The organism is Mesorhizobium sp. M0816 (genome assembly GCF_040320005.1).
Lineage (GTDB): Bacteria > Pseudomonadota > Alphaproteobacteria > Rhizobiales > Rhizobiaceae > Mesorhizobium.
Genome location: NZ_JAMYOT010000007.1, coordinates 1 through 25,186 on the forward strand (window position 1 = coordinate 1; position 25,186 = coordinate 25,186).

Here is a 25,186-nt window from a genome sequence, read left to right on the forward strand (position 1 = left end):
AGCGCCTGCAGCGGGATTGTATCGACGTCGTGCTGCTACATATCAACGAGTATCCGATCGAGCGCGCCGGCGAGGTGTTCGATACGCTCGGCCTGTTGCGCCAGGAGGGCAAGATCGGCGGCTTCGGCTGGAGCACCGATCACCGCGGACGGCTTGCCGCCTACGCGCCGCGCGAAGGGTTCGTCGCCGTAGAGAACGACTTCAATGTGTTTACCCCGGCGAACGAGCTGATGGCCGTTGCGGCGCGCGAGAACCTCGTGTCGTTCAGCCGGCTGCCGCTGGCAATGGGGCTGCTCACCGGCAAATACACGCCGGCCATGCGGCTGCCCACCAACGATGTGCGCGGCGGGAATGCCGAATGGATGGTGTTTTTCAGGGATGCGCCGCCAACCCGCACTATCTGTCAAGGCTCTCGGCAATCCGCGACCTGCTCACCTCGGGCGGACGCACGCTTGCGCAAGGCGCGCTCGGCTGGATACTCGCCAAGTCGGCAATCGCCTTGCCGGTTCCCGGCTTCACGCGGCCCGAGCAGGTCGCGGACAATCTCGGTGCGCTGGAAAAGGGCCGCTGCCGGCAACGGTGATGGCCGAGATCGACGCAGTGCTGAAAATTGCCGAGACTGCGTAGGGTGTGGTGAATCCGGAATTCGCATTGGCGACAATGCGACCAACTTCGATCTCTCTGATGTCTGCCGATATCGCATTTTTCTTAGTCAAGCTTCCGTGGCGCAATTGAACACGGACGGAGCGGCGGACACGCTCGAGTTGAAGGTCCGCCGCTCCGGTTTTCAGATCAAAGAGTGATGCTGCAACGGGAGATGGGTAGCGAGCTGCGCTTGAGCTGCGCCGCCGACCGCGTCGCTGTCGAGAGAGAGCGACCCGGTTGAGCTGTCAAAGATGATGTGGTGGGAACCATCATCCGTGGCCGTACCAGCAGGGGAAGTATGCAATGAAAGCCCGCCCGACTTAAGCTCGGTAAGAGCGGCTTGATCGAGGTGGAGCTTGTCCTGAAGCTTGCTGAAGTCGAAGGCATCGTTGCCTCCGTGGCCAGACATGATCTCGGCGGCGGCGCCGTTTTTTGCCTGGGCGCCGACACTTTCATCGGGCTGGACGGTTTGCGCGAACCCGTGGCGGATCAGGCTGGTTGCCGTCTTGTCGGATGGATCGTTGGTCGGGAGAAGTTCCGAGCCGGCCGAAAGAGAATGGCTCAACGAGGCCAATATGCGGTCAACGTTGCTGCCCTCGCTTACCTTGTCGCCGGCATTATCGTGGGTGGTGTCAGTCGAACTGCCATCGCTGGCGAGGAGGTGAGAAAGCGCGGTCTTGTCATGACTGCCATCGCTGGTGGTGGCACCGGAGGCGGCGGTAGCAGTCGAACTGCCGTCGCTAGCGAGGAGGTGAGAAAGCGCGGTCTTGCTATGGCTGCCATCGCTGGTGATAGCGCCGGAGGCGGCGGTATCAGTCGAACTGCCGTCGCTGGCGAGGAGGGGCGACAGCGCGGTCTTGCCATGACTGCCATCGCTGGCGGTAGCGCCGGAGGCGGCGGTAGTAATCGAACCGCCGTTGCCGGCGAGGAGATGCGAAAGCGTGGTCTTGCCATGATTGCTATCGCCGGTGGTGGCTTCGGAAGGGGCGGTGGCAGTCGAGGTGCTGCCGCCGGTGATGGTCTCGGCCGGGGCTGTGGCGGTCGAGGTGCCGCCGCTGGAGGTGGCTTCGGAAGGGGCGGTGGCGGTCGAGGTGCCGCCGCTGGAGGTGGCTTCGGAAGGGGCGGTGGCGGTCGAGGTGCTGCCGCCGGTGGTGGCTTCGGAAGGAGCGGTGACAGTCGCGGTGCTATCGCCGGTGGTGGCCTCGGAAGGGACCGTCGCCGTAGAAATGGGATCGGTGGCCGCAGCTTCGGAAGGAGCAGTCCCGGCGGTGCTGAGATTGTGTTGCCGGAAAACGGCCTGCAGTTCCGGGGAGCTCTCAAGCGCGGTATCGCCTCGCTGTGAACCCCAGGCGTACGCGTACTCGAAGGCGGGTGACGGAACCAGCTTGGCCCAGTGGTCCATCATGGTTTCCATCTGGGCGGCGGTGGGCACGACATATTTGCCACCCATGTCGGTGTTATAGTCGCCACCGCCAAACGTCTGGTAGCCTGGAATGATCTTGCTCGTCGGGATGCCCGATGCCTGAGCGGCGGCAACGAATTTATCGATCATGTTATAGTCGACCGCGCCATCCGTGCGGACAGGATAGACATCCACGCCGTAGTAATCGATACCGGTATTGGCGGGATTGTACGTGTTCGAAAAATCCGGATTCGCGGACGTCCCCAAGCTCATCATCGTGATGTAGGTCTTGGCGTCCGGCACATTGGCGTGAATCCAGTCGGATTCTGCCTTCAGATTCGCGGCGGAGGCGTAGGTGCCCCATTGGCCGGTGGGATCCGGCTCGTCGACAAGGAAGAATCCGAACAGCTTCGGATTGCCGATGAAAGGCGTGATCTTGTCGATAAAGGACGACGTCGCTCCGTCGGTTTCGTTGAGGTAGACCAAGCCCTTCATACCGTCCGGCAGCGCATTGAGTTGGTCAACAGATGAAACGTCGGCCAGATTGAATCCGGCTTGCGAAATTTCCGTGCCCGATCCACCTGACGTGTAATGCAGAGTTGTCATCCAATATTCCTTTTTCTGTTTCGACCGTGCCTACTTACAGACGGCGTATATTAGCGCCAAATCACATACCGACACCCTCTGACAGAAATATTGAGGTTTGAAGTAGGATTGAGCGTTGGAGGGGCGCTCCCTTCGAACTCGTTTCCGCAACGGTATCGACGACCAGCCAAGGATGGTTCTATTCGGGATAAGACTCGGCTAACTTGATCCGACCGTGTGGAGCTTGGCTCGAATGGCGCGGTCGAGAAGCCGTCCGACGCAGGACGGCCGGGAAATCTGAAAACCAGACCAAAAACAAAACCCGCCTAGCGGCGGGTCGTCAGTGCGAATCTGCACCGTACCCAAATTACTAGCATAGCTGCCGGCACAAAGCAAGAACAAAATGTGACGCAATCGACGAAGCTGCCGATCTAGACGGCGCTTCTCCGAAATGCGAATGCGCCTCGCAGCCGGCATTGCCGCAACAGCGGTGCCGTGCAACATCGGCGGCTTGGAAGGAACCCCGGTGCTGTCTCGCCTGATCGCCGGCCTGCTGCTCGCCTGCGGATTGACCCACAGATCATGTATTCGCTTGCGCAGGCGTCGTGGGGCTACCCAGTTGCCTTTTCCGCGAGGCGACGGTTGGACTCAAACATCTTCTGCGGCATCCGCCGAAAGCTCCTGATCATGACGTTCGCGCGGAAGAGGTTGGCCGGATTGGCCGCGAGGCTGGTGCAAGGCGATATATCCCAGACACCAGGGCGCGGACGAGCGGCTTGCGTACCGGCGTCTCGATGAAGCGCCAGACGATAAAAGAGGCAAGGAGGACCCCGGCCAACACGACGAAGAATGCGGCGTTCTTGCCGACATGAGGCGCCAGCGCGTTAAGCGAAATGTAGCCGATATACTGGTGCAAAAGATACAGCGGATAAGTCAACCCTCCGAGCATCATGATAGCCTTGGATGGAGCAATCACGGAGCGGAGCAATATCGCGCCAGCGAAGACTCCGTAGACCACTATATTGGCAGCGAGGAGGGCCGGATACGAAATGGCTGCGCCAAAGTGCTCCTGCATCCAGTTATGAGAGAACATTGCGGTCTGGCAAGACACCAGGAACGCGACGGCAAGAAACAGGAACGCAGCCGGTGAACGGCCCCTTGCAACGATGTCTTCCGCGAGGATGCCGGCGGCAAACAAAGGCGCATAGTTTGTAATGAAGAGAATGCGTATCACCGGGTTCCCAAAGAAGAACTCGTTGGTTGCCGAAATTGCGAGCCAGATGGCCGCGATGGGTATTTTCCAGCGCTGAAAGGCGCCGGCAAAGATCAGCACTGCAACCCAGCCGTAAAACAGGATCTCGAGCATGATCGACCAGTAGACGCCATCCATGGACGGCCTGCCGAAGAGGCGGGCGAACATGGAAAGATTGGCTACATAGGTTGGAACATCGGTCGGAAAACGCTGATCTTTGGCGACGACGAGAACAACAAACGTCGCGGTCATGCAGACGAGGAATCCGGGATAAAGCCGGGCGAAGCGGGCGACCGCGAATTCCTGCCAGGTTCGACCTTCGGCCGACCACGCGATGACGAAACCGCTGATCAGGAAAAACAGATTGACGCCGAGATAGCCGTAGATGGCGTAAGGTGCTGCGGCAGGATATTCCACGTCGAGATTGCCCGCGATCGCGCCGCCAAAAAGATAGTGAAAGAGCACGACCGCGAGGGCTGCAGCTAGGCGCAGCAGGTCGAGTGATGGCATGCGCGCCGGAATGGCCTTGCCTGCCGGTTCCACAGCTACCTCCCGCAGCCGTTTCAGCTTTTGACAACCATCAGCGGCCTGATCCGCAATACCAGTGCTAACGCGAAGACTGCAAACCGGCGGCAGGTCAAGCCTTTACCTTCTCAAGTACGAACAGCTGCTCGCAGGACAGGAACCGCAGGACGCTAAAAGAGCGTACCAGCTTGAGCCCCGCCGCCGCGAAATCCTGTCGTGCAACGGTGAGATTGACGGGATGAGGCGCCGACATCCTTCCGGTGATCATCTTCCGCAGCCTTAGCCGTATTCTCTGGAGGCGGGTGCCAAGGCCGTAGGATACGATCAGGCGACGGCTGGCAACGCGCGCGAGCTCAATGATAATGTCGCGCCTGAGATGTGGCGGGATAAGGTGAATGAGGCGAAGGCAGACCACCGTATCAAAGCTTTCGTCGGCGAACGGCAGCTGCGTCACGTCACATCGGATGAATCCCCGAAATCCGGATTGACCTTCATATGCTGATCTAGCCAAGGCCATCATTTCCATTGAAATGTCTGCAGCCAGCACCCGACAATTATGCTGGCCCAGCACGCCGGCCAGCTTCCCGGTTCCGCATGGGATATCGAGCACCTGAGATGGAGGCGGGCTGCACCTCTCCAGCGCCTTGGCGATGCAGCGTTGCTCCCGTCGCGCAATGACGTATGACGCAACGGTGGACAGCTTCAACCGGCCTGCATAGCCGTTCAGGTACCAGCTCGCAAAACTCGGATCTTGATATCTCTGTTTTGTCGGGAGCTCATAGGCCGCGACTGCCGCGACCTTGGCGTTGTAATTGGCAGGTATAGCCGTATTTGCCGCTGCCGTCTGATGTGGCTCGAGGTTCTCGCTCATATGCCTGCTTTCATACGATTTCTCCTGCAGATGAGATCGAAGATTTTTGTCCGACACGTTCATTGGATAGCCGACCAAGCTGCCCTATTGGCGATAGAGGGGATAAACGGCCAGTTGGCTGCGTCCATCACAGAGAAGGTTTCCAGAAGGCTGGGTGTCTCGCATCCCTCGAACGGATGAGACATGCCGAACTCATGACGGCCGCGCCCTCGCGGAAGTGTGCTGGGGAATAGGGCTACTGCACACCCCTTTCGGAGACGGAACGGTAAACGGACGGTAGGCAATCCGGAAGGATAGTCACCGAAACGCACTCCTTCCGTTCACGATTTTGGCGTCCGTCGATATCCTAACGTGACCACACCGTCATTCATACGGATGGCGCGGATTCCTGGCTCGTCGGCTAGACATCCCAGGAAGAGATGGGCGTTCGCTTCAGCAAATGGACATGACGTCACTGCCAGTAGGCTTCCCTCAGTCTGGATTGAAAGATGATCTTGGAGCTATTTGGGCCGTCCGGTGCTGGTAAGACGACGTTAGCGTCCGAGCTGGTGCACGTTTTGCGAGCTCAGGGCTACTGTGTTGTTTTGCAGACCGGTGACCGCCGACATCCGGTTAGAAGGGCCGCCTTCAAACTGGTCTCCGGCTTGCATTCAAAGTGGATCGGACAGCGTTCTCTCGGTGCAGAAGTGCTTAAGATTCTTCCACCCAAGAATGAGCTGTGGGCGGCTCGCCTGAACTGGCATCTTGAAGCTCTTCTTCAAGCTTGGCGCGCGGCAATAGCGTCCAATGACACGATCTCAATTTTTGACCAGGGTATGGTGCAATTCGTATGTTCACTGGTTTTGTTCAGCGGCGTAACGGATCGTGAAAGGGTGTCGCGCGCGCTCGAGCTTCTACCCAAACCGGATCTGCTTGTCCGATTGCAGGCGCCAAGGGAAATTCTAGAGGTCCGTCTGAAGGAACGCCGGCGTAACCTCGGTATCATTCAGAAGTTCCTCGAAGTCGATCTGCAGAGCAGTCTTGATCATATTGATCACGTTAATCTCATTGGGGAACAACTTGGATCGTTTCCCGTGCCAACAACTTGCGTCGAAAGTTTAGATTCGAACGGGCTCACAGCCGCCACAGAAATGATAGCGCGTGGAGTAATCGACAAGTTCGGCGCGGCGCGGGCGAAATTTAAAAGAGTTGAAGCTTAGAGAGATGCGGTTTTGAAGCGTCGACAAGAAGATATCCAATAATATGGAAAATCGAATTATTGAAAAGGAACCGCGCGAGTTGACATGACATGCGCTTTTCTCGCTACCAGACTGCCTTGGCGTTGACGTTAGCTGCTGTCAGCGCGATATCCATAGTTATCCACGGAGCGGTGAGTGGAGAGGACGTCGCATCGACAAAGTTCGTCGCGCCGGTAGCCATGGACCTGCCGGATTACCTGCACACCGCGAAGGATGCGGCATTTGGCACAACTTTCACCCGAATAACCAAACCCGGAATCCTCGGCGCCGGCATCGCATGCGGGAGCAAATATTGCAGCCACCGCTATTCGAGCGCCCAGGCCTGGAATGCGGATCAGAGCCTTCTTGTCATCAGCAACGGCTGCGGCGGCTTATGCTTCCTGGATGGGCGCACCTACGCCCCGCTTTTTCGCCGTGATCGATCGACCGAATGCGAATGGCATCCTCACGATCCCGACCTGATGATCTGCGTCGGGGGTCGGAAAATCTCGACCTGGGCGCCACGCACCAATCATGAGGAGGTCCTGTTTGTTTCGACTGACAGTAGCAATCTCCAGTTCGGGCCATACAAAGGTAATCCAAGCCGTGATGGCAGCCGTATTGCCGTACGCGCGGTTCGCCGGGACGGCAAAGCGGTCGTCTTTGCCTACGATCTCAAACAGCGGCGGAAATTTCCGGAAATCAATCTCGCACAGCTTGTCGGGGCCAACGGCGCCTGCTCAATCTCGCCGCTGGGCGTCAACATCTTATGCATTCAGAACCTGAAAGACGACACTGAACAGACGTTCATCTTTTCTGTTGACGGCGTTCTGCGCCAGAAATGGACTGAGCATCATCGGCCTGGCCATGGCGACATGACCGTCGATGCCGACGGCAGCGAAATCTATGTGGGGATCAGTAAGTCCGATCCAGACATATTCCAGGTGATCAAGCGAAGGCTGTCAGATGGGAAAGTCACTTCGCTCATGAGATATGGTGAAGCACAGCATGCATCGCTCAGGTCGCTGGACAGGCCCGGTTGGGTGTTCCTTACCTATTCGGGCAATCCGGACGAAGTATCGAAATATCCGGCTTGGGCGCCGTATGCGCGGGAAGTCATCGCGTTGCGCATCGACGGCAGCGGAGAGGTCCGGCGCATTGTGCAGACGAAGAACGTTCCATTCGACTACTGGAGTGAGACCCACGCCTCGCCGTCCCCGGACGGTTCACAGGTGATCTGGTCAAGCAATTGGGGAGTACCCGGCGGCCCGGTTTACGATTTCGTCGCCCGTATTGACTGGCCGGAAGGATCAGACACTGGCTCGAGAGCATTAGCCGCGAGCGGTCTTCAATAACAAAACCTTCCGGTCGCCTATGGCGATATGGCCGATCGTGCTTGCTCCATTCACGCTTTTAACGCCTCACGTTCAACTTCGCCGCCATACGGCTCCGTTCGATGTCGATTCATTCAAACGGACGACGACAGTGGCCAAGCCTGCACCTAGCGTGATTGTGCAGTTTGCAAGGCTTATGACACTTGCCGGAATCCTACGAATTACAGCGATGACGTCGGGTGACGGCTTGTATCGCCAAGGGCGCTCGCGCCGGAGCTCACTGTTGATGTCACGGCCGAGAAAGGAATAGCAGATGGATACGGATAAGCGAGCCGAAGAGAATGCCTCTTTCAACCCTGAGTTGTTAGAATGGTTGGTATGCCCAATGACCAAGGGCTCACTTGCCTGGGATTCGGATCGCGATGAACTCGTTTCGAAGAGCGCAGGACTTGCCTATCCGGTTCGCGACGGCATTCCAATCCTGCTAGCCTCGGAGGCACGGACGATCACCTCCCGCGTGGTCAAACTTCGCGCATCCAGACGATGATGGGAGCCGCGCTAAAGTAGGCGGCTTTCCGACGACAGCCAGCAATGACAGGAAAGTGTGCCGCGGAGCGCGAGCCGTTTGTCTGCGGACCACTCTGCGCTCGGCACCCGGGCAGTGCCGACCTCTTTGATGCAACGCGCGGCGACCTGAACCGGCTGGGTACGGCGGCCCGCTGCCGGGACAGGGTTTGCGTCATTTAAACAGACGAGGACAGTGGCAAGACCTGCCCCTACCGTGACCTGGGCGAGATGGGTAGCGAAACCAACACCATGAAAGCAAATTCAAGGGCCGGCCACTTCGCGCGATCGGGCTACAGCGAACGGTCAGGAGACGCAGGATGAATCCGCATCTGGTGTGTGTCGGAGGCGAGGATCATGCCCTGCGAATTCCGTTCTTGATGTCGCTGCGAGAGAAGGGATTCCGTGTTACTGCGGTGTCGAGCGGCGGTGAAGCCGCATTCCTGCGGCATGGCATTCCGCATCGCAGCTACGGTTTCGACCGATTTTCCAGCAGCAGCGGAGAATGGGCCGCCATCAGAACCATTCGAAAGCTGATGGCGGAACTCCGGCCGGACATTATCCAAAGCTTCGACACCAAGCCCAACCTGGTGACGCCACTTGCGGTGCGCGGAAGCGTTCCAGTCGTGCGCACTATCAACGGTCTGGGCTGGACGTTCTCGTCCCTGGAACCGCGCGCCCTTGCCCTGCGCCCAATCTTTTGCGGACTGCAATGGCTTTCGTCGTTATGGACGGCGGCTACGGTGTTCCAGAATCGGGACGATCAGGCATTCTTTGAACGCTACCGACTGATCGGACGCGGCAGCGGACGAGTGATCCGCAGTTCTGGAATCGACGTCGATGCGTTCGCCATGGCAAGGCATCTTGCCCCGTCGGCGATGAAAATGCGCGAAGAGCTTGGGCTCCAATCCGCCGAGATCGTAATTTTTGTCGGCCGGCTAACGCGCCAGAAAGGCATCCCGACACTCCTCAAGGCAGTCCCTCGCATCCTGTCGGAAAGGCCCAATGCCCGTTTCGTGCTTGTCGGCCCATTGGAATCCGAGGGCCCATTTGCAGTGGACAAGGCTGAGATCGATCGCCATGTGCCGCATGTCATCGCCTTGGGTCCACGACGCGACGTTCCTGCCCTTCTTGGCATGGCCGATCTGTTCGCCTTTCCAACACAATACCGAGAAGGGATTCCGCGCGTCCTGCTGGAGGCAGGGCTCGCGGGATTGCCTATCGTCGCCTCGATGATGCCTGGTTGCAATGAGGTGGTCGAGGACGGATGGAACGGCCATCTCGTCCCCCCGCACGATGCGAACGGCCTTGCCTCTCGAATTATAGAGGTCCTGTCCGACCGCCGGAAAGGACGGACCATGGGCGCTCGCTCTGTCGAGCTCGTCCGGACGCAGTTCTCGCTGCCCTGGGTGGTCGAGCAATATTGCGATCTCTACGACAATGTCCTTAGTGCCAAATCCCAGGGCGGCTTCGCTCGACCGGCATCGCCGGTGTTGCTTGAAGAGCCTGCTGCAAACCGCGGATCGGGTGGAGCGCGTCGATGATCCGGGACGCGATCCTGGCCTGCGGCGTGGCCATGTCGTATGCGGCGCAGCTCTCAGTTCCGGGCTTGCCCTTCGGCTATGGCGAATTGTTTCTCGCGCTTTGGATCATGCTGTCGATCGGGCGGGTGCTCGCCGGCGGTCACTTGGTAGTCAGGCCCGCCCTGATCCGTGTTGCGGGCTTCTGGCTGATCATCACGCTCGCTCTGGGTATTGGCACCATCGTTGGCTACCTGACCACGGTACTGTATCTGTCGGTGGTGATGCACGATATGGTAGCCTACCTGCTGCTGATCTGCGTCACCTGTCTGGCCGCCGCGGAGCCCGACGCGGATCGCCGTCTGCGCAGTGCTGCCTGGTGGGTGGTCGCTATTGCGAATGCATGCTTTATTGTTCAGCTGGCACTTGGATGGGGTTGGATCCACCAATCCGGCGTCGATCCCTGGTACTGGGATCGCTTCCGAGGCTGGTCCGAGAACCCCAACCAGCTCGCGCTCTATTGCGCACTCCTTGGTCCGCTCGCCTTGCATCTTGCGACGACTACAAGCAAGCCGTGGGCGAGGTTGGCCGGGCTCAGCAGCCTTATCCTGACCATCTACGTCGGAAGGCTGACGAAGAGTGATACCTATCTTTACACGACGGTCCTGGTCGGCCTGATATTTCTTGGGCTGCGGGTTCGGACATGGCTCGCAGCCGGTGACGGCAAGGTCAGCCTGTCCCGGCAAGTTACCCTCCTGCTGATGATTGGCTTCCTTCCGTTGGCCATGTCGATGACGCCTTACATCGTCACGGAGGTGAGCAGCGTCGAACAGTTCGCCTTGAGTCTTACCAAGGACAAGGGCGGCGAAGCGACCGCCGAAACCGCCGCGCTTCGAATCCATCTCTGGGGAGATGCATTGGGCAAGGGCCTAACGTCAGGATCCCTGGGCCTTGGTCCTGGCCCGCATCTGGAGCGCCCGCCCATTTCCTACAGCCAATTTCTGCCCCGGCCTTTCGAGGCTCACAACACGATTCTCGATCTGTACACTCAAGGTGGTTTGGTTGCGGTCCTGGCCCTGGCCTGGATTGTCGGCGCGGCGGCTTTATGCGCATGGCGTGCGAAGCTCGATGCCCTGTTCGTGCTGGTGGTGTCGATCGTCATCTTCGGAATGCCACATCTGATCATCCGCCATCCAATCGTGTGGTTTGCGCTTACCATTTGCCTTGTTGCCGGAACGCCGCGAACGATTTCGGCAACCTCTAGCGACCTGAGGTGATGGCATGTGTGGGATTACCGGAATTCTCCTTGCACCCGATGCCGCCAACATCAAGCCGCTCAGGGCAATTGGCCAGATGACGACGGCCCTTCGTCATCGTGGGCCTGATGGCGAAGGCTTCTGGATCAATCGCGAAGCCGGCATTGCCTTCGGCCACCGACGTTTGGCTATAGTCGACCTATCGGAAGCAGGACGCCAGCCGATGCATTCGGCAAGTGGCCGATATGCCATTACCTTCAACGGCGAGATCTACAATTTCCGCGATCTGCGCCGCGAGCTTGAAGACGCTGGCCATCGGTTCCGTGGCGCCAGCGATACCGAAGTGATGCTGTGCGCAATCGAGAGCTGGGGTCTCGACACCGCACTCACGCGCCTCGCTGGCATGTTCGCATTTGGATTGTGGGATCTAAAGACCAGGACCCTCCATCTCGCCCGCGACCGAATGGGCAAGAAGCCGCTCTATGTTGCTGCAACGCGCGATGCGCTCGTTTTTGCCTCCGAGTTGAAGGCAATCCATCGTTTTCCAGGTTTCTGTCAGGAGCTCGATCTCGACGCGGCCGCGACAATGCTTTCGAAGGGATGGGTACCGGGTAACTGCTGCATCTGGCGAGGCGTGTTCAAGCTACCTCCGGGCTCGGTCCTGTCTGTGACGGCGGCGGATTTTGCCGAGGCGCGCAGCGCCGCATCCCTTTCGCAACGCGCCCGACACTGGTGGTCGCTGCCTGAAGTCGCCGCGAACGGTCGACAGAATCCAATCGCCGGTACCGACGAAGAACTGACCGATGGACTCGACGACCTGCTTCGACTTGCCGTCCGGGAACGCATGATAGCCGATGTGCCGCTGGGTGCCTTTCTGTCTGGTGGCCTCGACAGCTCCACGGTTGTGGCGCTGATGCAGGCCCAATCGCCAAAACCGGTGCGCACATTCACGATCGCTTTCGGAGAAGGCGGGTTTGATGAGGCTCCCCACGCGGCGGAGGTCGCGCGGCACCTGGGCACCGATCATACTGAACTCCACCTTTCAGCAGCCGCTGCGCGTGAAGTCATTCCGGAACTGCCGCGGATCTGGGATGAGCCGTTCGCCGATGAATCGCAGATACCGACTTTGCTCGTGGCGCGGCTCGCTCGCCAGCACGTTACGGTGGCCCTATCAGGCGACGGTGGCGATGAATGCTTCGCCGGTTACGCCCGTCATTTCATGGCTGCGCGGTTGAAACGACAGCATGCGCTGCCGTCGCCGCTGCGTCACGCGCTTGCTGCAGGGGTCGGATTGCTGGCCCGTGCAGCGCGTCACGATTTCGTCGGCAAGCTGCCGCTTTCGGCGAGTGGACGGCACGCGCTGCGGAGCGACCGGCTGCATCGCCTCGCTCGGCTGCTCGCTGCGCCAGATGAGGACGAATTGCATCGACGGCTGACCGGAGCATCGACCGGGAGCCTCGCACTCCACACGCCGCCCACATCAATTCAAGGGTCCCCCCGGCTTGATGGCCTGCTGTCCCGTCTCTTGTACGACGACATGGCCGGTTACCTGCCCGACGATATATTGGTGAAGTTGGACCGCGCCAGCATGGCCAATAGCCTCGAGGGCCGGTGCCCGCTTCTCGACCATCGGGTTGTCGAATTCGCCTGGCGGCTGCCGGCACATGCGAAGGTCCGCAATGGCAAAGGCAAGTGGCTTCTTCGTCAGCTGCTTAGCCGCTATGTTCCGCAACGGCTGATCGACCGGCCGAAGCAGGGTTTCGATGTTCCCATAGCAGTCTGGCTGAGCGGCCCGTTGCGCATCTGGGCCAGCGATCTAGTCGCCGATATACGCCTCTCCGGAGATGGGATCTTCGACTTTGCGAAGGTCGAAACCTGCTGGCGCGACCATCTTGACGGAAGACAGGATCATTCTCGCGATTTGTGGCCCGCGTTGATGTTCCAGGCCTGGCGCAACGAGGCCGGGCGGTCCGCCGGGCCGGCAACGGGCATGTCCACAGCGCTCGAACTGACAGGAGTATGAGATGGAAGGTTCCATAGTCAGCCGAATTCACCTTCCGCGCGCCACTGAAATGCACGTGCCGACGCGCGAGATCAATCCGCGCATGAGGCCATTCCTGCGCGAACAGGTCGACGCGCAGACCCCCTTCCATCAACTCCTCATTACCATCGCGAGGAGAAAATGGTTCCTGCTTGCAATGGTGATTTTGGGCGGAGTGTTGGCTGGGCTTGCGGGTTTTGTGCGTCCTGTCCTGTTCGAGGCGACCGCACAGGTGATTGTCGATGCTCCTGGCAGGAACGCGGCTCCCGGAGGTGCGGATTCTGCTCAGGAGATGCTGGATGCGAGCATTGATGACCACTTAACCATGCTCTCTTCGCAGGGGCATCTGCGTCGCCTGGTGGCAGCCCTACGCGAGACAAAGATCGGCAACATTGCTGAGCAAGGTGATGATGTCGGAAATTCCCGCGCCGCCCCGGTAGGCGGCAACCTGCAGAACATACGCACCTTCGCAGCTGGTCTGCTAGAAAGGATTTGGCCGCAGGGCGGGCCGGAGGCGGCCGATGCAGCCGAACTCAAGGCATTGCGCAAGGGCATGAGGGTTGGACAGGAACTGAGATCAAGGGTGATCACCGTCGGCTTCACCGACGACGATCCGGCGCGAGCCGCCCTGGTGGCCAATACGTTCGTCCAAGTATACATCGACGATCTCGCACAGAAGCGCAGGGCGTCAGACAGGCTGGAACTCGCCTCGATCGTCGCCAGCCTGCCGGTCGTACAAAGCGACTTGGCGAAAGCGACCGACCGCCTGGAAAAGTATCGACTGAGCCATGGCGCGGTCGATCAGGGTGCGGCGGATAACGCTGCCAAGGAGACAGCCGAACTTAGTCAGCAGATATCCTTGTCGAAAGCGGATCTCTCAGCGACGGAATCTCGCCTTCAGCACATCGAGGCTTTGCGAGAGGAAGGAGCATCGGTCGCGGCGCTCGCCGAAGCGATCGGGTCTCCGGTATTGGCCGACATGGCGGCCCGCCAAGCCAACGACAATGCGGATGCGGGCCTTAGCACTGCGATCAACGGCGAGATCGAACAAGGCACTGCTCGCATTGCGGCGGAGGGGAACATCTACCGTGCCCAGATCGCTGCTCTGGAGGGCCGTAAGAATGTACTCGATGCGGTGGTGGCCGACACAGCCGGCCGGCTTTCCGGCTTGCGTGCGCTCGAGCCGCAGGTCAGCATCCTGACGCAGCGATACAACCAGCTTCTCACCCAACAACAGGATCTGGTGCAGCGCATCGCAACTCCCTTGCCCGGGGTCTCGATCCTTTCAGCGGCATGGCCGCCAACGAATCCAAAAACCCTGCCGCCCATCTTTCTTATTCCGCCCGGCATGATCGTGTTTGGCCTCATTGGCGGGGTCTTCGTCTTGGTCCGCAGCCGTCTCAATCAGACCTTGCGCGGCGGGGCCGAAGCTGAAGCCGCGCTCAGGGTTCCGTGCCTGGGGCTGATACCGGAAGCGCCCACAATACACGCGAAACGACTACAGCAGCTGGTTCTCGGCCAGCAAAACTGCAGCTACAGCCGAGCCGTCACTTCTCTCCTTGTCACCGTGGCTCTCAACAAAGCGAGAGGCCGTGCGTCGCACGTCATCCTCGTCACGTCCAGCGTCCGGCATGATGGCAAGACCGAGCTCGCATGGAGCCTCGCCTTGGCAGCTACCCGACTTGGGGGACGAGTGCTTTTTCTCGATCTTGATGGCACGGGCGCCCGCCTCACGAACGAGTTTCTGAACGAATTCGGTGCGTTCAAGCCGCATAAATCCTTTGGAGACTATATGAGCGACCGTTGTCCGCTGCACGACGCGGTCACGGGAATGCCTGAAATTGGAATCGACTTCATGGCACTCGCACCATCAGAGGATCTGCTGCCGCAACTGTCCATGATCGACGGGTCCCTGGTCACAGATGAGCTGCGCTCGATGTACAGCATCGTCATCATAAATGGACCGCTGGGACTTGGAGGACCTGAGGCCAGGCTACTGACGGGCTGGGCTGACGCAGTTCTTTTTGCTGTTCGCTGGGCCAGGACGCGTCGCAGCATCGCGCGTGGTGTTCTGCAGTTGCTGACGGAGGACGAGACGGCTCAGGTCCCCGTAGGCAGCGTTCTCACGCAGGTCAATCTTAGGAAACACGCCGGCTACCGGTTTGGGGACAGCGCGGATCTCTTGCTCGAGAGAACATCATGAATGTCACATGCGGGATTCCGCGTAACGACCGCCACGGCATTCGACCTGTCGAGCGGAAGATAATATCGACGATCTCGCAGTCCGGAGCAGGGTCCGCGGCCAAAGGCGATCAAGGCGATGAAATGCGCGACGCCGGCGCAAAAGACATCGACGATTTCAGCGATCCGAAGCTCGCCCGCTTCCCTGCGGCCTCCGTTGCTCCAACGAATATGGTTTTGCCGCACAAGGAGGACACGGGCCGGGGTCTCGGCTATGCCAGCATCTTCGCTCTTTTGGTCTATATCGGGGGTGCGGGCTTGACCAGCTTGGCGCAGTTATTGATTGCGCGCATCGTTGGCTCCACCAGCTATGGCATCTACTCCTATGTTCTGGCCTGGACCTCGGTGCTTGCCTATCTTGCAACGCTTGGTTTCCACGTATCCTTGTTGCGTTTCGTCTCCGCCTACAGTGCCAAAGGGCGGCTTGACCTGGTACACGGCGTAATCAGGTTTGCTCTGCAGAGGTCGCTGGCGGCGGCGACACTATTCGGCATCGTTGGCGCCGCCTTGATCTTTTTCTTTTCAGATCCTTCTCACAAGGAGCTTCAAATCAGCCAGCTGCTAGGCATGGCAGCAGTGCCTTTGGTCACCGCCTACGCTTTGGGCGCAACACTTGTTCGTGCTTTCGGCGGCGGTGTCTCGGCCCTCCTGCCGGAACGCATAGTGCGCGACGGCCTCTTGTTGACGTTGCTGGGAATGGCGGGCTTATCCGGATCATGGACCCCCAACGCACCCTTGGTGATGCAGGCGGTGCTGGCAAGTTCAGCCATCACGGTCGGCCTGGTGTTCGTCATGGCGACAAAATTTCAGCCGCCTGGCTTGCGGCAGGTTCAGCCAGGCGACGAGTCGCGGGAATGGTGGTCCGCGGTTCCGCCAATGATGCTCATGGCTGGGCTCGATGTTTTCATCAGCCGGGCCGGAGTCATGGTGCTGGGCTGGACGCATCACATTCGCGAAGCAGGCATTTTCGCATTGGGATTGAACGTCGCCTTGCTTGTGAGCCTTTCCCTGGTTGCCGTCTCTACGATGTTTGCGCCGACAGCGGCTGCCCTTCATGCCCGAGGCGATCGGATGGCTCTGCAGCAGCTGTTTTCACGGGCCGCCCTACTTTCCTCTGGTGGGGCTCTAACGATGGCCATCCCGATGCTTGCGATTATTGAACCTCTGTTGAGCTGGTTCGGCGGGGATTTCAGTACCGCGGCACCCGTCGCGCGGATACTCATTCTCGGATATGTCTTTGTCGCGCTGTGCGGACCCCAGATGCTCCTCTTGATGATGACCGGAAACGAATGGGCGGCAGCCGCAACCATGATCGTCGGCGCTGCGGCCAGTATCATAGGCTGTGCCACAGGAATTGCGCTCTACGGCGCGCCGGGCGCCGCAGTGGGCCTCGCGCTTGCGTTGGCGATTTGGAATGTGGCGATGTCGATCTACATCAGCAAACGGCTGAAAATTATCCCTGGGCTGATCTTTGCGCTAACATCGTTCAGAACGCACGCAGTCGAAGGCCAGCGGCGACATTGGTTCCTGCGCTGATTTGAGACCGTCGCGCCCCGATACGCGACGGCATCAGCGTTCAGGAATTTCGAGTCCAGGGTTGTGTCGGATAGAGGCTGGCGAGTGCGGCTTTGTGGCCGACGCGTTACACGCCGAGTGGCAGATCATCGCCCGACAGGGCCCGCGGCCTACACGGTGGCCTCATTCACCAACGTCTGTTGCCGTACGCTGGCCGCGGCATCCGTTCCATGAAAGTCCCGGTACCATTCGACAAAGCGTCGCACTCCGTCCTCTAGCGGTGTTGCCGGGGCGAAGCCGACGGCCTGGCGAAGATCGCTGACGTCGGCGCGCGTCTCCAGAACGTCGCCAGGCGGCAACGGCACATCCACGCGAACTGCCCGGCTGCCAAGAGCGGTCTCGATGATCGAAATCAGCCGGTTGATCTCCTCGGGCCGGTCGTTGCCGATATTGTAGACGCGATACGGCGCGGAACTTGTGGCAGGGTCGGCGGTGCAAGGGTCCCAATTCGGATCCGGCTGCGGCGGTGTAGCAAGTGCTCGAACCACGCCCTCAGCGATATCGTCGATATAGGTGAAATCTCGCCACACGCGGCCGGCATTGGCTACTTCAATTGGTTTGCTCTCGACGATCGCGCGCGTGAACAAGTAGACGGCCATGTCGGGCCTGCCCCAAGGGCCATAAACGGTGAAGAAGCGCAGTCCGGTCACGGGCAGGCCGAACAAATGGCTGTATGAATGCGCCATGAATTCATTCGAACGCTTGGTGGCGGCGTAGAAGCTGACGGGATGATCGGCGCCGTGATTTTCGGAAAACGGTATGGTTCGATTCAAGCCGTAGACGGAGCTCGAAGAGGCGTAGACGAGATGACCGACGCCATGATGCCGGCAGCCCTCAAGGACGTTGAGAAACGCCACTATATTCGATTGCACATAGGCGTGCGGGTCAACAAGTGAATGACGCACGCCGGCCTGAGCCGCGAGATGGACGAGGTGTGAGGGGCGAACGTTTGAAAACAGCAACTGAACGCGCGCGGCATCCGCCAGATCCATTCGTACCGGCGTGAACTTCGCCTCGCTACAGAGGCGTGCAAACCGCGCTTCCTTGAGCCGCAGATCGTAATAGGGCGTGAAATTGTCGACGCCCACGACTTTGACACCAAGACGCAAAAGCCGTGAGGCCACGTGAAAACCAATGAAGCCTGCGGCGCCGGTGACGACGATCGGTCCTGTCCGTGCAAGTTTCTTCACCGCGCGGTCCGAACGGGATCGAGCGATTTCCATCTTCTCCGCTGCGGCAAGGACAGAATCGCTGCATAGATCGTTGTCCACTTGTCGCCTTTCGAAATCCGTTCGACAGTACCGAATAGCCGGTCCGGGATTGCGGCTTCCGATATTTACGCTGGCGCATCGAACCTAGTGGAGTGCGCAATGCGGTGCACGACCTGCCAAGTCATGACACGCCAACTTGCGTAGTTTGAATCCCGGGCGGATGCCGACGTCCGGCGATTGGATCTAAGTGGCCGGCCTTACGGCAGGACCGAAATACGCCCAAGAAGGGCCACCAGTTCCGCCTGGCGTTTTGTTTCGGTCTTGGCGAACAGCGAGGCAAGCTGGGAACGGATCGTGGTGCGGCTGAGACGCCAGCTGCGAGCGATCTCCAAAGGTGCGTCGCCCTGGGCCAAGCGCAAGGCGAGGTGCGTTTCTGCGCTCGTCAAGCCAAACATTCTTTGCAGCGTCCGAGGATTTGGCCCCGACCTGTTGTCGCGATCCAGCAGCGCCACAATGCTCGTTCCGTCGGGAGCGATAACGCCGTTCTCGTTCAGTATCACCGGTCGGTCGCCCCTGCTGCGGATCACCACCCAAGACAACGAGCCCGGCAGGAATTGGCCCGGAACATTCGCGATCAGCCGCCTTAGGGCGGCCGTAAGTCCGCTCGCCGTGTCGGCCGCTTCGCCCTGGCGCTCAAGCGTGGTTTGGGCGGCTGCGTTCCACTCGACTACTTTTCTTTCGCGATTCAGCACGAGATAGCCACAGCCAATGCGATCAAGCACGCCGGTTATGGATTCCAGACTGCGGCCTTTTGGTTCGGCGAACCTTGCGTCCAATGGATCCGATGCGCGATCGGGAAGGTGACCAGAAGAGGGCCGCGTATTCCGCGCTTCAAAATCATACTTGGTCCTCGTAACAATGTACCGATTGCTCGAAGAAGCATCGACCTGTCTATCGATCAGATTCATTTTCTACCCCTAACCCAAAGTTTCACACGCCCGAAATAAGTATTCGGGATTCATGTAGTCTTCTATGTGTAGCTGGATTCTAGTCTTCTATGCGCTGACGGATAATACGTTCATCACCACCTTGAAAACTTAATATGATCCGACAGTTCTAAGGCAGCTCTTAGGCCCCGCTGCGTCCGATAAAATGCGCGCTATGATAGCGGTATGGCAATCCGGCAGTGGTACTAAGCTGTACGTTTTTTGCTCTAGTCTCGACGGGCTAGTCAGAAGGTTGTAGTCTGTGTCCATGAGCTCGCAGTCGCGCAGGTCGAATTCGAACCCGTCGGGCAGATTGCTAACTCATATTGCCTCTGCATCGGTGTTAGCTGCCACACTGATATTTGAAATAAAATCGTCAGCCTATATTGGGCAAGGCGCCAGTTTTCTGGAATTTATTCCGGCTATTATTATTATCGCCTATCTCGAAGACCGCGTACCGGCGCTCGCTGCGACCATTCTGATGGTGGCTGTCGGGCTGTGGGCACGAGGACACGATCAGATTTCAAGTGGAGATTGGGCACGCGCAATCCTGCTTCTGGTTTCGGGAGGCGTGATTGCCATGACCTTCCATCGTCTGCGGCAGGACTTGCGTGAGTTGCTGGAAGTCGCGGAGGCCAGGCTCGCTGCCGTCGAGGCGACCGAAAGCCGCTATCGTTGGGCCTTCGAACGTGCTGCCATGGGATTCGCGAACACCAACAAGAAAGGTGAGTTGCTGCAGTCCAACAGACGCCTTTGTGAGATGACCGGGTACAAGGAGGAGGAGCTTGCCCAACTGCAGCTCGATACGCTCGCCCATCCGAACGACCGGGATACCTTGGCGCAATTGCTGGCGAGGCTGGGCAATGACATTTCTTCGTTCGTTTCGGAGGTGCGTCTGTCACGAAAGGACGGTACGGCATTCTGGGCCAGGCTAACGCTTTCTTCGTCCGTGCCCGAGGGTGGCCTCTCGGAGAGCATCTTCGTGGTGGTCGACGATATTTCGGAACGACGCGCTGTTCACGAAGCGCTTCGGGCCCAGAAGGAATGGCTGGACCTCGCTCTGTCTGCTGGACGCTTGGCCACGTGGCGCATAGACCTTAAAGGCGGGATAGTCACGGGCTCGGACACGTTCTGGGACATTCTCGGCCTGGCCCAGGCCAATAGCCGCAGTTTGGAGGAGCTGTCAGCTGTCGTTCATCCGGCGGACTGGCCAAAGCTGGCGGCATCGAGAAAGGCCGCACCATCGGTCACGAATTACGATGTTGAGATACGCGTCCGCCGACCGGACGGACATATCCGCTGGGTTGCGCTGCGCGGAAGGGAGGAAAGACATGATGATGGTGGACAGCGGCTTGGAGTGGCTGCCGACCTGAGCGAGAGACGACAAACCACGCTGCTGCGCGCCGCGGCAAAGAAGCGGGAGCGCATCATGCTCGAACAGCGTCACAGATTCGGCAACGTTTTCGCGGTGATCACGGCGCTCGTGAAAATGGTCGATGTTCCCGGAAACAACGTCGCCAAATACAAGGAAATGCTGATCGACCGGATACGCGCGCTCGAGGCAACCCATCTGCTTCTTTCACGCAACGGCAGCGTATCGGGGGCGATAAACGATCTCGTTGCGCAAGAATTGCACCCATATATTGGAACACGTGCGATATCGGTCAGCGGTCCTTCCGTGGCGATGTCGGGAGGCGCCGCCGAGAGTTTTGCAATGATCGTTCACGAGCTTGCCACCAATTCCATGAAATATGGAGCGCTTGCCGATCCAAAAGGCCGGATCGACGTAAGCTGGACGTTCGCACCTGAAGAAACGGGCAGCGATATCGTGTTCGAGTGGGTGGAATCGGGGCGGCGTAGGACCTCAAGCGTAGTCCGTCATGGCTTCGGTTCCATGATAATCGGAGTGGATGGAGCGCCGCTTGTCGGTCACTCTCCCAGGCTGGAAATATCGGACCAAGGGTTGCGGTATTCGCTGCGGCTGTCACGCAAGGAAATCGGATTGTAGTGCAGTGCTCCAATCGGAAAGCAGATATCTAAAGGCGGGTCGCGCTGAGCGGCCTTTGAGATGCGCAGGGTTCCTTCCAAGAATGTCGTCGGCCCAAAGCTGCGCCGCGGCTTTGGGATATGCAGTAAAATGCATGAGGAGTCTTGGGACGCCGTTTGCACGTCCAAAAGGACGCGCGGCGCTCTAGCTGGCATGTCTCGAAAGCCAAGTCTTCAGCATAACGGCAGCCTCGGTCCGATTGCGTACCCCCAATTCACGCAGAACGGCAGCAGCGTGGATTTTCGTGGTCGCCTCTGCGATTTCCAGATCGCGCGCAATTTCCTTGTTTGAATAGCCTTCCGCCATCAGCTTGAGGACTTCCTTTTGCCTCGAAGTCAGCCTGCCAAGGTTGACGCCAGCGGTACGCCTCTGTGGGCCTTTGTCGTCGGAATGGGTATGCGCGTGGGTTGTTTGCGTCGCTCCCGGGCGTGACAGAAGTGCAGGAACATAGATGCGGCCGGAGAGGATTTCATTGACGGCCAAAACAACCTCTTCGTCCGTCTGCGATTTTACGATGTAGCCGTGAAGCCCGATCGACAGAGCCGTGAGTATTTCCGAGCGTGAATCGTTTCCGGAAACGATCGCAAATCGCGTGTCCGGATAGGCAGACAGGATCCCGCCGAGCACTTCTTGATTGAACAGGCCCGGCATATTCAGATCCAGGATCGCAAGATCCACGAACGACTGCTCTGCCAGCAAACTGAGCACCGCGTCGAAACAGGACGCTTCAAAGATCTCCACACCTGGAATGCCTGCGGTCAGTGCCAATCGCAAGCCGCGACGATACAAGCCGTGATCGTCGGCGATGACGATTCGATACATTGAACTACCCCAACGCCTATCTGAATGGATTGAACGGTAATGGCCTGAAAGTCGTGGCCATCATCTCGTCGATTCATCCAGCCGACGCTGCGGCACCCCCAACACCGCAAACGCCAGATTTCTAATATAATCTTAAATGACGGGAAACGCTCCTCTTTTTTTGCCCCTTGTGAGCGAAACCCGCCGAACGTCGTCGAACATACGTTCTGACCTTTTGGACAGCTGACAGACCGGCCGGTCGTTCAGCAGTGCTATAGGTCTAAAGATATAGAACAGCAAAACGGCTGAATTGTTACCATTCGAATGCACGACGACATCCACCCTGACGGCCACATACCATCCAGATGCAATGTCCGGATCAGGGGACAGTGGAGAAATCTCACCGGTCTTCTACGGGAAATCTCACCGGTTCTTCTGAGGGGACAAGAACGCGTTTCCCGGGTGCTGACCAGGGCAGGATAGCCGGCCCGTGACGATAGCGTTCAGGCCGAATGAACAAGGGAGGACCAGGATGAAAGCGGTTATTCAATGTGGAGGAATGGGAACACGCCTCCGCCCCTTCACTTCGGTCTTGCCGAAGCCGCTCATGCCGATCGGGGCACGGCCGGTTCTCGAGATGCTTCTGAAATGGTTGCGACGCAACGGCATTCAGGAAGTTTATATTACAACCGGGTATCTCGGCCACTTGATCCGCACCGTGTGTGGAGATGGCTCGCAGTGGAACCTGAAAATTCGATATACGCAGGAGATGGAGCCGCTTGGCACCATCGGGCCACTGTCTTTGATCAGGGATGAACTGACGGAGCCATTCATCGTTCTCAATGGCGATGTCCTCACGGATCTAAGCCTCAGTCGATTTGTAGCAGCGCACCGTAAGCACACCGATCCAGTGACGATCGCAACAGCCTGTCGCCTGATCAAGATGGATTTCGGCGTCATCGACGAAGTCGACAATACCGTGCAGGTCTTTCGCGAGAAGCCGACGCTTTCGCATCTGGTCAGCATGGGAATTTACTGCATGAACCCGGATGTTCTGCAGTTTATCCCATCCGGCATACCCTTTGGGTTCGACGACCTGATGCTGCAGATGATGCAGAACGGCACAACCGTGCACGTGTACAAACATGAGGGTCTCTGGCTCGATATCGGGCGCGTCGACGATTTTCAGAACGCACAGACCATTTCCTGGGAAGACCAGTCGGCCTCGATCGAGGTCACTGCGACGGCTGCATGATGAAGTCACGAGCCCGGTTCCCACAGTTATCAGTCTAGGAGGTTGTGATGCTCTTGGTCAGTGCCCCGATCTTGGGTGTGCCGGAGAAGACTGCTTTGACCAAGGTCATCGACAGCGGCTGGCTGACCATGGGGGAGCAGGTACGAGCCTTCGAACAAGCTTTTGCCGACGTTCATGATGCGGAGGATTGCGTCGCGGTCAGTTCTTGCACCGCAGCGCTTCATCTCATTTTGCACGCACTTGGCATCGGACCGGGCGACGAGGTGCTGGTGCCATCCTTGACGTTCGTGGCGACCGCAAATGCGGTCCTCTATGTCGGTGCGACGCCGGTTTTCGTCGACATCGAGTCAGCCGACGTGCCGCTGATGTCGATCGTAGAAGCCGAAGCGAAATGCACGGCCCGCACCAAGGCAATCATTCTCGTTCATTTCGCCGGCTACCTCGCCGATCGGGAACAATGGCAGAGGCTCGCCCGTGCCCGGGGGCTGCACATCGTCGAGGACGCGGCGCATGCGCCGGGCTTGAAGGAGGTGGGGACATTTGGTGCCGCAGCCGCCTTCAGCTTCTACGGCAACAAGAACATGACCACGGCGGAAGGCGGGGCTGTGATCGCCAGGGATGCCGGTCTGCTCGAGACAATCCGCCAGGCGCGTGGACATGGGATGACCACCGGGACGCGTCAAAGGCTGAACAGCCGCACCCCTCAGTATGATGTCACCATGCTCGGATTCAACTATCGCATGGATGAATTGCGGGCTGCGATCGGACTGGTCCAGCTGCAAAATCTGCAGGAGTGGAATGAGATCAGGCGTATCCTGGTCATGCTGTATCGCCGTCTCATAGCGAAGCATTGCCCGGCCGTGACCATCCCGTTCCACGAGCCGCGGACGTCGGCCTACCACATCATGCCTATCCTTTTGCCACGTTACGCCGACAGGCAAGACGTCATCGACGCACTGCGCGGGCAAGGGATACAAACCACTATCCACTACCCGCCGGTGCACCAGATGACGCTCTATCGTGAGCTCATTCCCGGTACTCACTTACCGCGCACTGAAGATTTCGCGCAGCGCGAACTGACTGTACCGCTGCATCCGCAGATCACCGCGCCATTGGTCGAATCGGTAGTCGTCGCTCTTGCCGCGGCGGTCAATAATTGCGCTCAGACAGGAACAGCCGCATGAATGCCCTGGACCTAGCCATTCACCGGTCTAACGTCTCGAGCGCCGCCCATGGGTCTGCGAGACGAGCAATCGATCTCGTCATTGCGGCAGCCGCGGCGATCGTCTTCGCCCCGCTGATGCTGCTGATTGCCGTGGCGCTGCTGCTGGAAGGCGGTCGGCCCATCTTCTTCACACAGACCCGCGTCGGGGCCGGTGCTCGCCCATTCCGCATGTACAAGTTCCGCAAGTTCAGCGTGCAATGCGACCCCGGTGGCTTGGCTCTGACCATGGCCGATGACAGCCGCATGACGCCGATAGGACGGTTCCTCGCCGTCACCAAGTTCGACGAACTGCCACAGCTTTGGAACGTCTTCAGAGGCGAGATGGCAATCATCGGGCCACGCCCGGAGAGCCTTGCCTTCGCCGATTGTTTTCGCGGGGGCTTCGAAGACGTTTTACAATACAAGCCAGGCTTGCTGGGTCCAGCCCAGGTTCTCTTCCGGCATGAAGCCCGTTTCTATCCGCGATCGGTGGACCCGCTACTGTTCTATCGCCAGGTTCTGTTTCCTGCCAAAGCCAGGCTCGACCTTTCCTATTATCCGCAGCGCACGATCGGCTCCGATGTTGTGTGGATGGTGCGCGGCTTGCTGGCGGTGCTTGGCGTGGTTTCGCCGCCGCCGATTGGACCTTGAGAG

At 58.9% G+C, this 25,186-nt stretch carries 18 protein-coding genes and 1 pseudogene; 13 read left to right on the forward strand and 6 right to left on the reverse strand.

Annotation, left to right across the window (positions count from 1 at the left end):
* Window positions 1-29 precede the first annotated feature (29 nt).
* Window positions 30-583: pseudogene (locus NKI17_RS12245) on the forward strand (aldo/keto reductase).
* Between the two features lie 204 nt (window positions 584-787).
* Here the strand turns inward: NKI17_RS12245 and NKI17_RS12250 are convergent.
* The 3 genes from NKI17_RS12250 to NKI17_RS12260 all read right to left on the reverse strand — a co-directional run bounded on the left by NKI17_RS12250 (window position 788) and on the right by NKI17_RS12260 (window position 5,343).
* Window positions 788-2,653 (reverse strand): calcium-binding protein, encoded by a 1,866-nt coding sequence (locus tag NKI17_RS12250; protein ID WP_352906008.1) that lies wholly within the window; start codon window positions 2,651-2,653, stop codon window positions 788-790.
* 664 nt (window positions 2,654-3,317) lie between these two features.
* Window positions 3,318-4,427, reverse strand: coding sequence for an acyltransferase family protein (locus tag NKI17_RS12255; protein ID WP_023675605.1), 1,110 nt, complete (start codon window positions 4,425-4,427; stop codon window positions 3,318-3,320).
* A 94-nt stretch (window positions 4,428-4,521) separates the two neighbouring features.
* Window positions 4,522-5,343 (reverse strand): class I SAM-dependent methyltransferase, encoded by an 822-nt coding sequence (locus NKI17_RS12260; protein WP_352455316.1) that lies wholly within the window; start codon window positions 5,341-5,343, stop codon window positions 4,522-4,524.
* A gap of 425 nt (window positions 5,344-5,768) precedes the next feature.
* On the opposite strand from NKI17_RS12260, the gene NKI17_RS12265 reads away from it, so the two are divergent.
* From NKI17_RS12265 to NKI17_RS12300, 8 genes are all read left to right on the forward strand, one after another.
* Window positions 5,769-6,479, forward strand: a complete 711-nt coding sequence (locus tag NKI17_RS12265; protein ID WP_023675607.1) for an AAA family ATPase — start codon at window positions 5,769-5,771, stop codon at window positions 6,477-6,479.
* 89 nt (window positions 6,480-6,568) lie between these two features.
* Window positions 6,569-7,852: a hypothetical protein gene (locus NKI17_RS12270; RefSeq protein WP_352906010.1), complete on the forward strand. Its 1,284-nt coding sequence runs from the start codon at window positions 6,569-6,571 to the stop codon at window positions 7,850-7,852.
* Between the two features lie 292 nt (window positions 7,853-8,144).
* Complete coding sequence (locus tag NKI17_RS12275) at window positions 8,145-8,378, forward strand: Trm112 family protein (protein ID WP_023675609.1); 234 nt, start codon at window positions 8,145-8,147, stop codon at window positions 8,376-8,378.
* A gap of 337 nt (window positions 8,379-8,715) precedes the next feature.
* Window positions 8,716-9,939 (forward strand): glycosyltransferase family 4 protein, encoded by a 1,224-nt coding sequence (locus tag NKI17_RS12280; protein ID WP_023675610.1) that lies wholly within the window; start codon window positions 8,716-8,718, stop codon window positions 9,937-9,939.
* Complete coding sequence (locus NKI17_RS12285; protein WP_352906012.1) at window positions 9,936-11,192, forward strand: O-antigen ligase family protein; 1,257 nt, start codon at window positions 9,936-9,938, stop codon at window positions 11,190-11,192. The genes NKI17_RS12280 and NKI17_RS12285 overlap by 4 nt, the downstream gene beginning before the upstream one ends.
* A gap of 4 nt (window positions 11,193-11,196) precedes the next feature.
* Window positions 11,197-13,194 carry an asparagine synthase (glutamine-hydrolyzing) gene (asnB, locus tag NKI17_RS12290; protein WP_352906014.1) on the forward strand — a complete coding sequence of 666 codons (1,998 nt, stop codon included), beginning with the start codon at window positions 11,197-11,199 and terminating at the stop codon, window positions 13,192-13,194.
* 1 nt (window position 13,195) lies between these two features.
* Window positions 13,196-15,415, forward strand: coding sequence for a GumC family protein (locus tag NKI17_RS12295; RefSeq protein WP_352647563.1), 2,220 nt, complete (start codon window positions 13,196-13,198; stop codon window positions 15,413-15,415).
* Entirely contained in the window at window positions 15,412-16,989 is a 1,578-nt protein-coding gene (locus NKI17_RS12300; protein WP_352647565.1) for a lipopolysaccharide biosynthesis protein, read from the forward strand. The genes NKI17_RS12295 and NKI17_RS12300 overlap by 4 nt, the downstream gene beginning before the upstream one ends.
* 149 nt (window positions 16,990-17,138) lie before the next feature.
* Here the strand turns inward: NKI17_RS12300 and NKI17_RS12305 are convergent, their stop codons facing one another.
* Both NKI17_RS12305 and NKI17_RS12310 read right to left on the reverse strand, forming a co-directional pair.
* Complete coding sequence (locus tag NKI17_RS12305) at window positions 17,139-18,251, reverse strand: NAD-dependent epimerase (RefSeq protein ID WP_352576395.1); 1,113 nt, start codon at window positions 18,249-18,251, stop codon at window positions 17,139-17,141.
* A 245-nt stretch (window positions 18,252-18,496) separates the two neighbouring features.
* Complete coding sequence (locus NKI17_RS12310) at window positions 18,497-19,207, reverse strand: helix-turn-helix transcriptional regulator (protein ID WP_023675616.1); 711 nt, start codon at window positions 19,205-19,207, stop codon at window positions 18,497-18,499.
* Between the two features lie 286 nt (window positions 19,208-19,493).
* On the opposite strand from NKI17_RS12310, the gene NKI17_RS12315 reads away from it, so the two are divergent.
* Window positions 19,494-21,233: a PAS domain S-box protein gene (locus NKI17_RS12315; RefSeq protein WP_023675617.1), complete on the forward strand. Its 1,740-nt coding sequence runs from the start codon at window positions 19,494-19,496 to the stop codon at window positions 21,231-21,233.
* A gap of 183 nt (window positions 21,234-21,416) precedes the next feature.
* Here NKI17_RS12315 and NKI17_RS12320 read toward each other — a convergent pair whose 3' ends face one another.
* Complete coding sequence (locus NKI17_RS12320) at window positions 21,417-22,094, reverse strand: LuxR C-terminal-related transcriptional regulator (RefSeq protein ID WP_023675618.1); 678 nt, start codon at window positions 22,092-22,094, stop codon at window positions 21,417-21,419.
* A gap of 511 nt (window positions 22,095-22,605) precedes the next feature.
* Between NKI17_RS12320 and NKI17_RS12325 the strand changes: the two genes are divergently transcribed.
* From NKI17_RS12325 to NKI17_RS12335, 3 genes are read left to right on the forward strand one after another with little or no spacing between them, the layout of a single operon-like run.
* Window positions 22,606-23,328, forward strand: coding sequence for a nucleotidyltransferase family protein (locus tag NKI17_RS12325; RefSeq protein WP_023675619.1), 723 nt, complete (start codon window positions 22,606-22,608; stop codon window positions 23,326-23,328).
* A gap of 47 nt (window positions 23,329-23,375) precedes the next feature.
* The gene (locus tag NKI17_RS12330; RefSeq protein ID WP_023675620.1) at window positions 23,376-24,512 is read left to right on the forward strand and encodes a DegT/DnrJ/EryC1/StrS family aminotransferase; all 1,137 of its coding nucleotides are present in this window, start codon (window positions 23,376-23,378) and stop codon (window positions 24,510-24,512) included.
* Window positions 24,509-25,183, forward strand: a complete 675-nt coding sequence (locus tag NKI17_RS12335) for a sugar transferase (protein WP_023675621.1) — start codon at window positions 24,509-24,511, stop codon at window positions 25,181-25,183. Before NKI17_RS12330 ends, NKI17_RS12335 begins: the two co-directional genes overlap by 4 nt.
* Window positions 25,184-25,186: the final 3 nt, after the last annotated feature.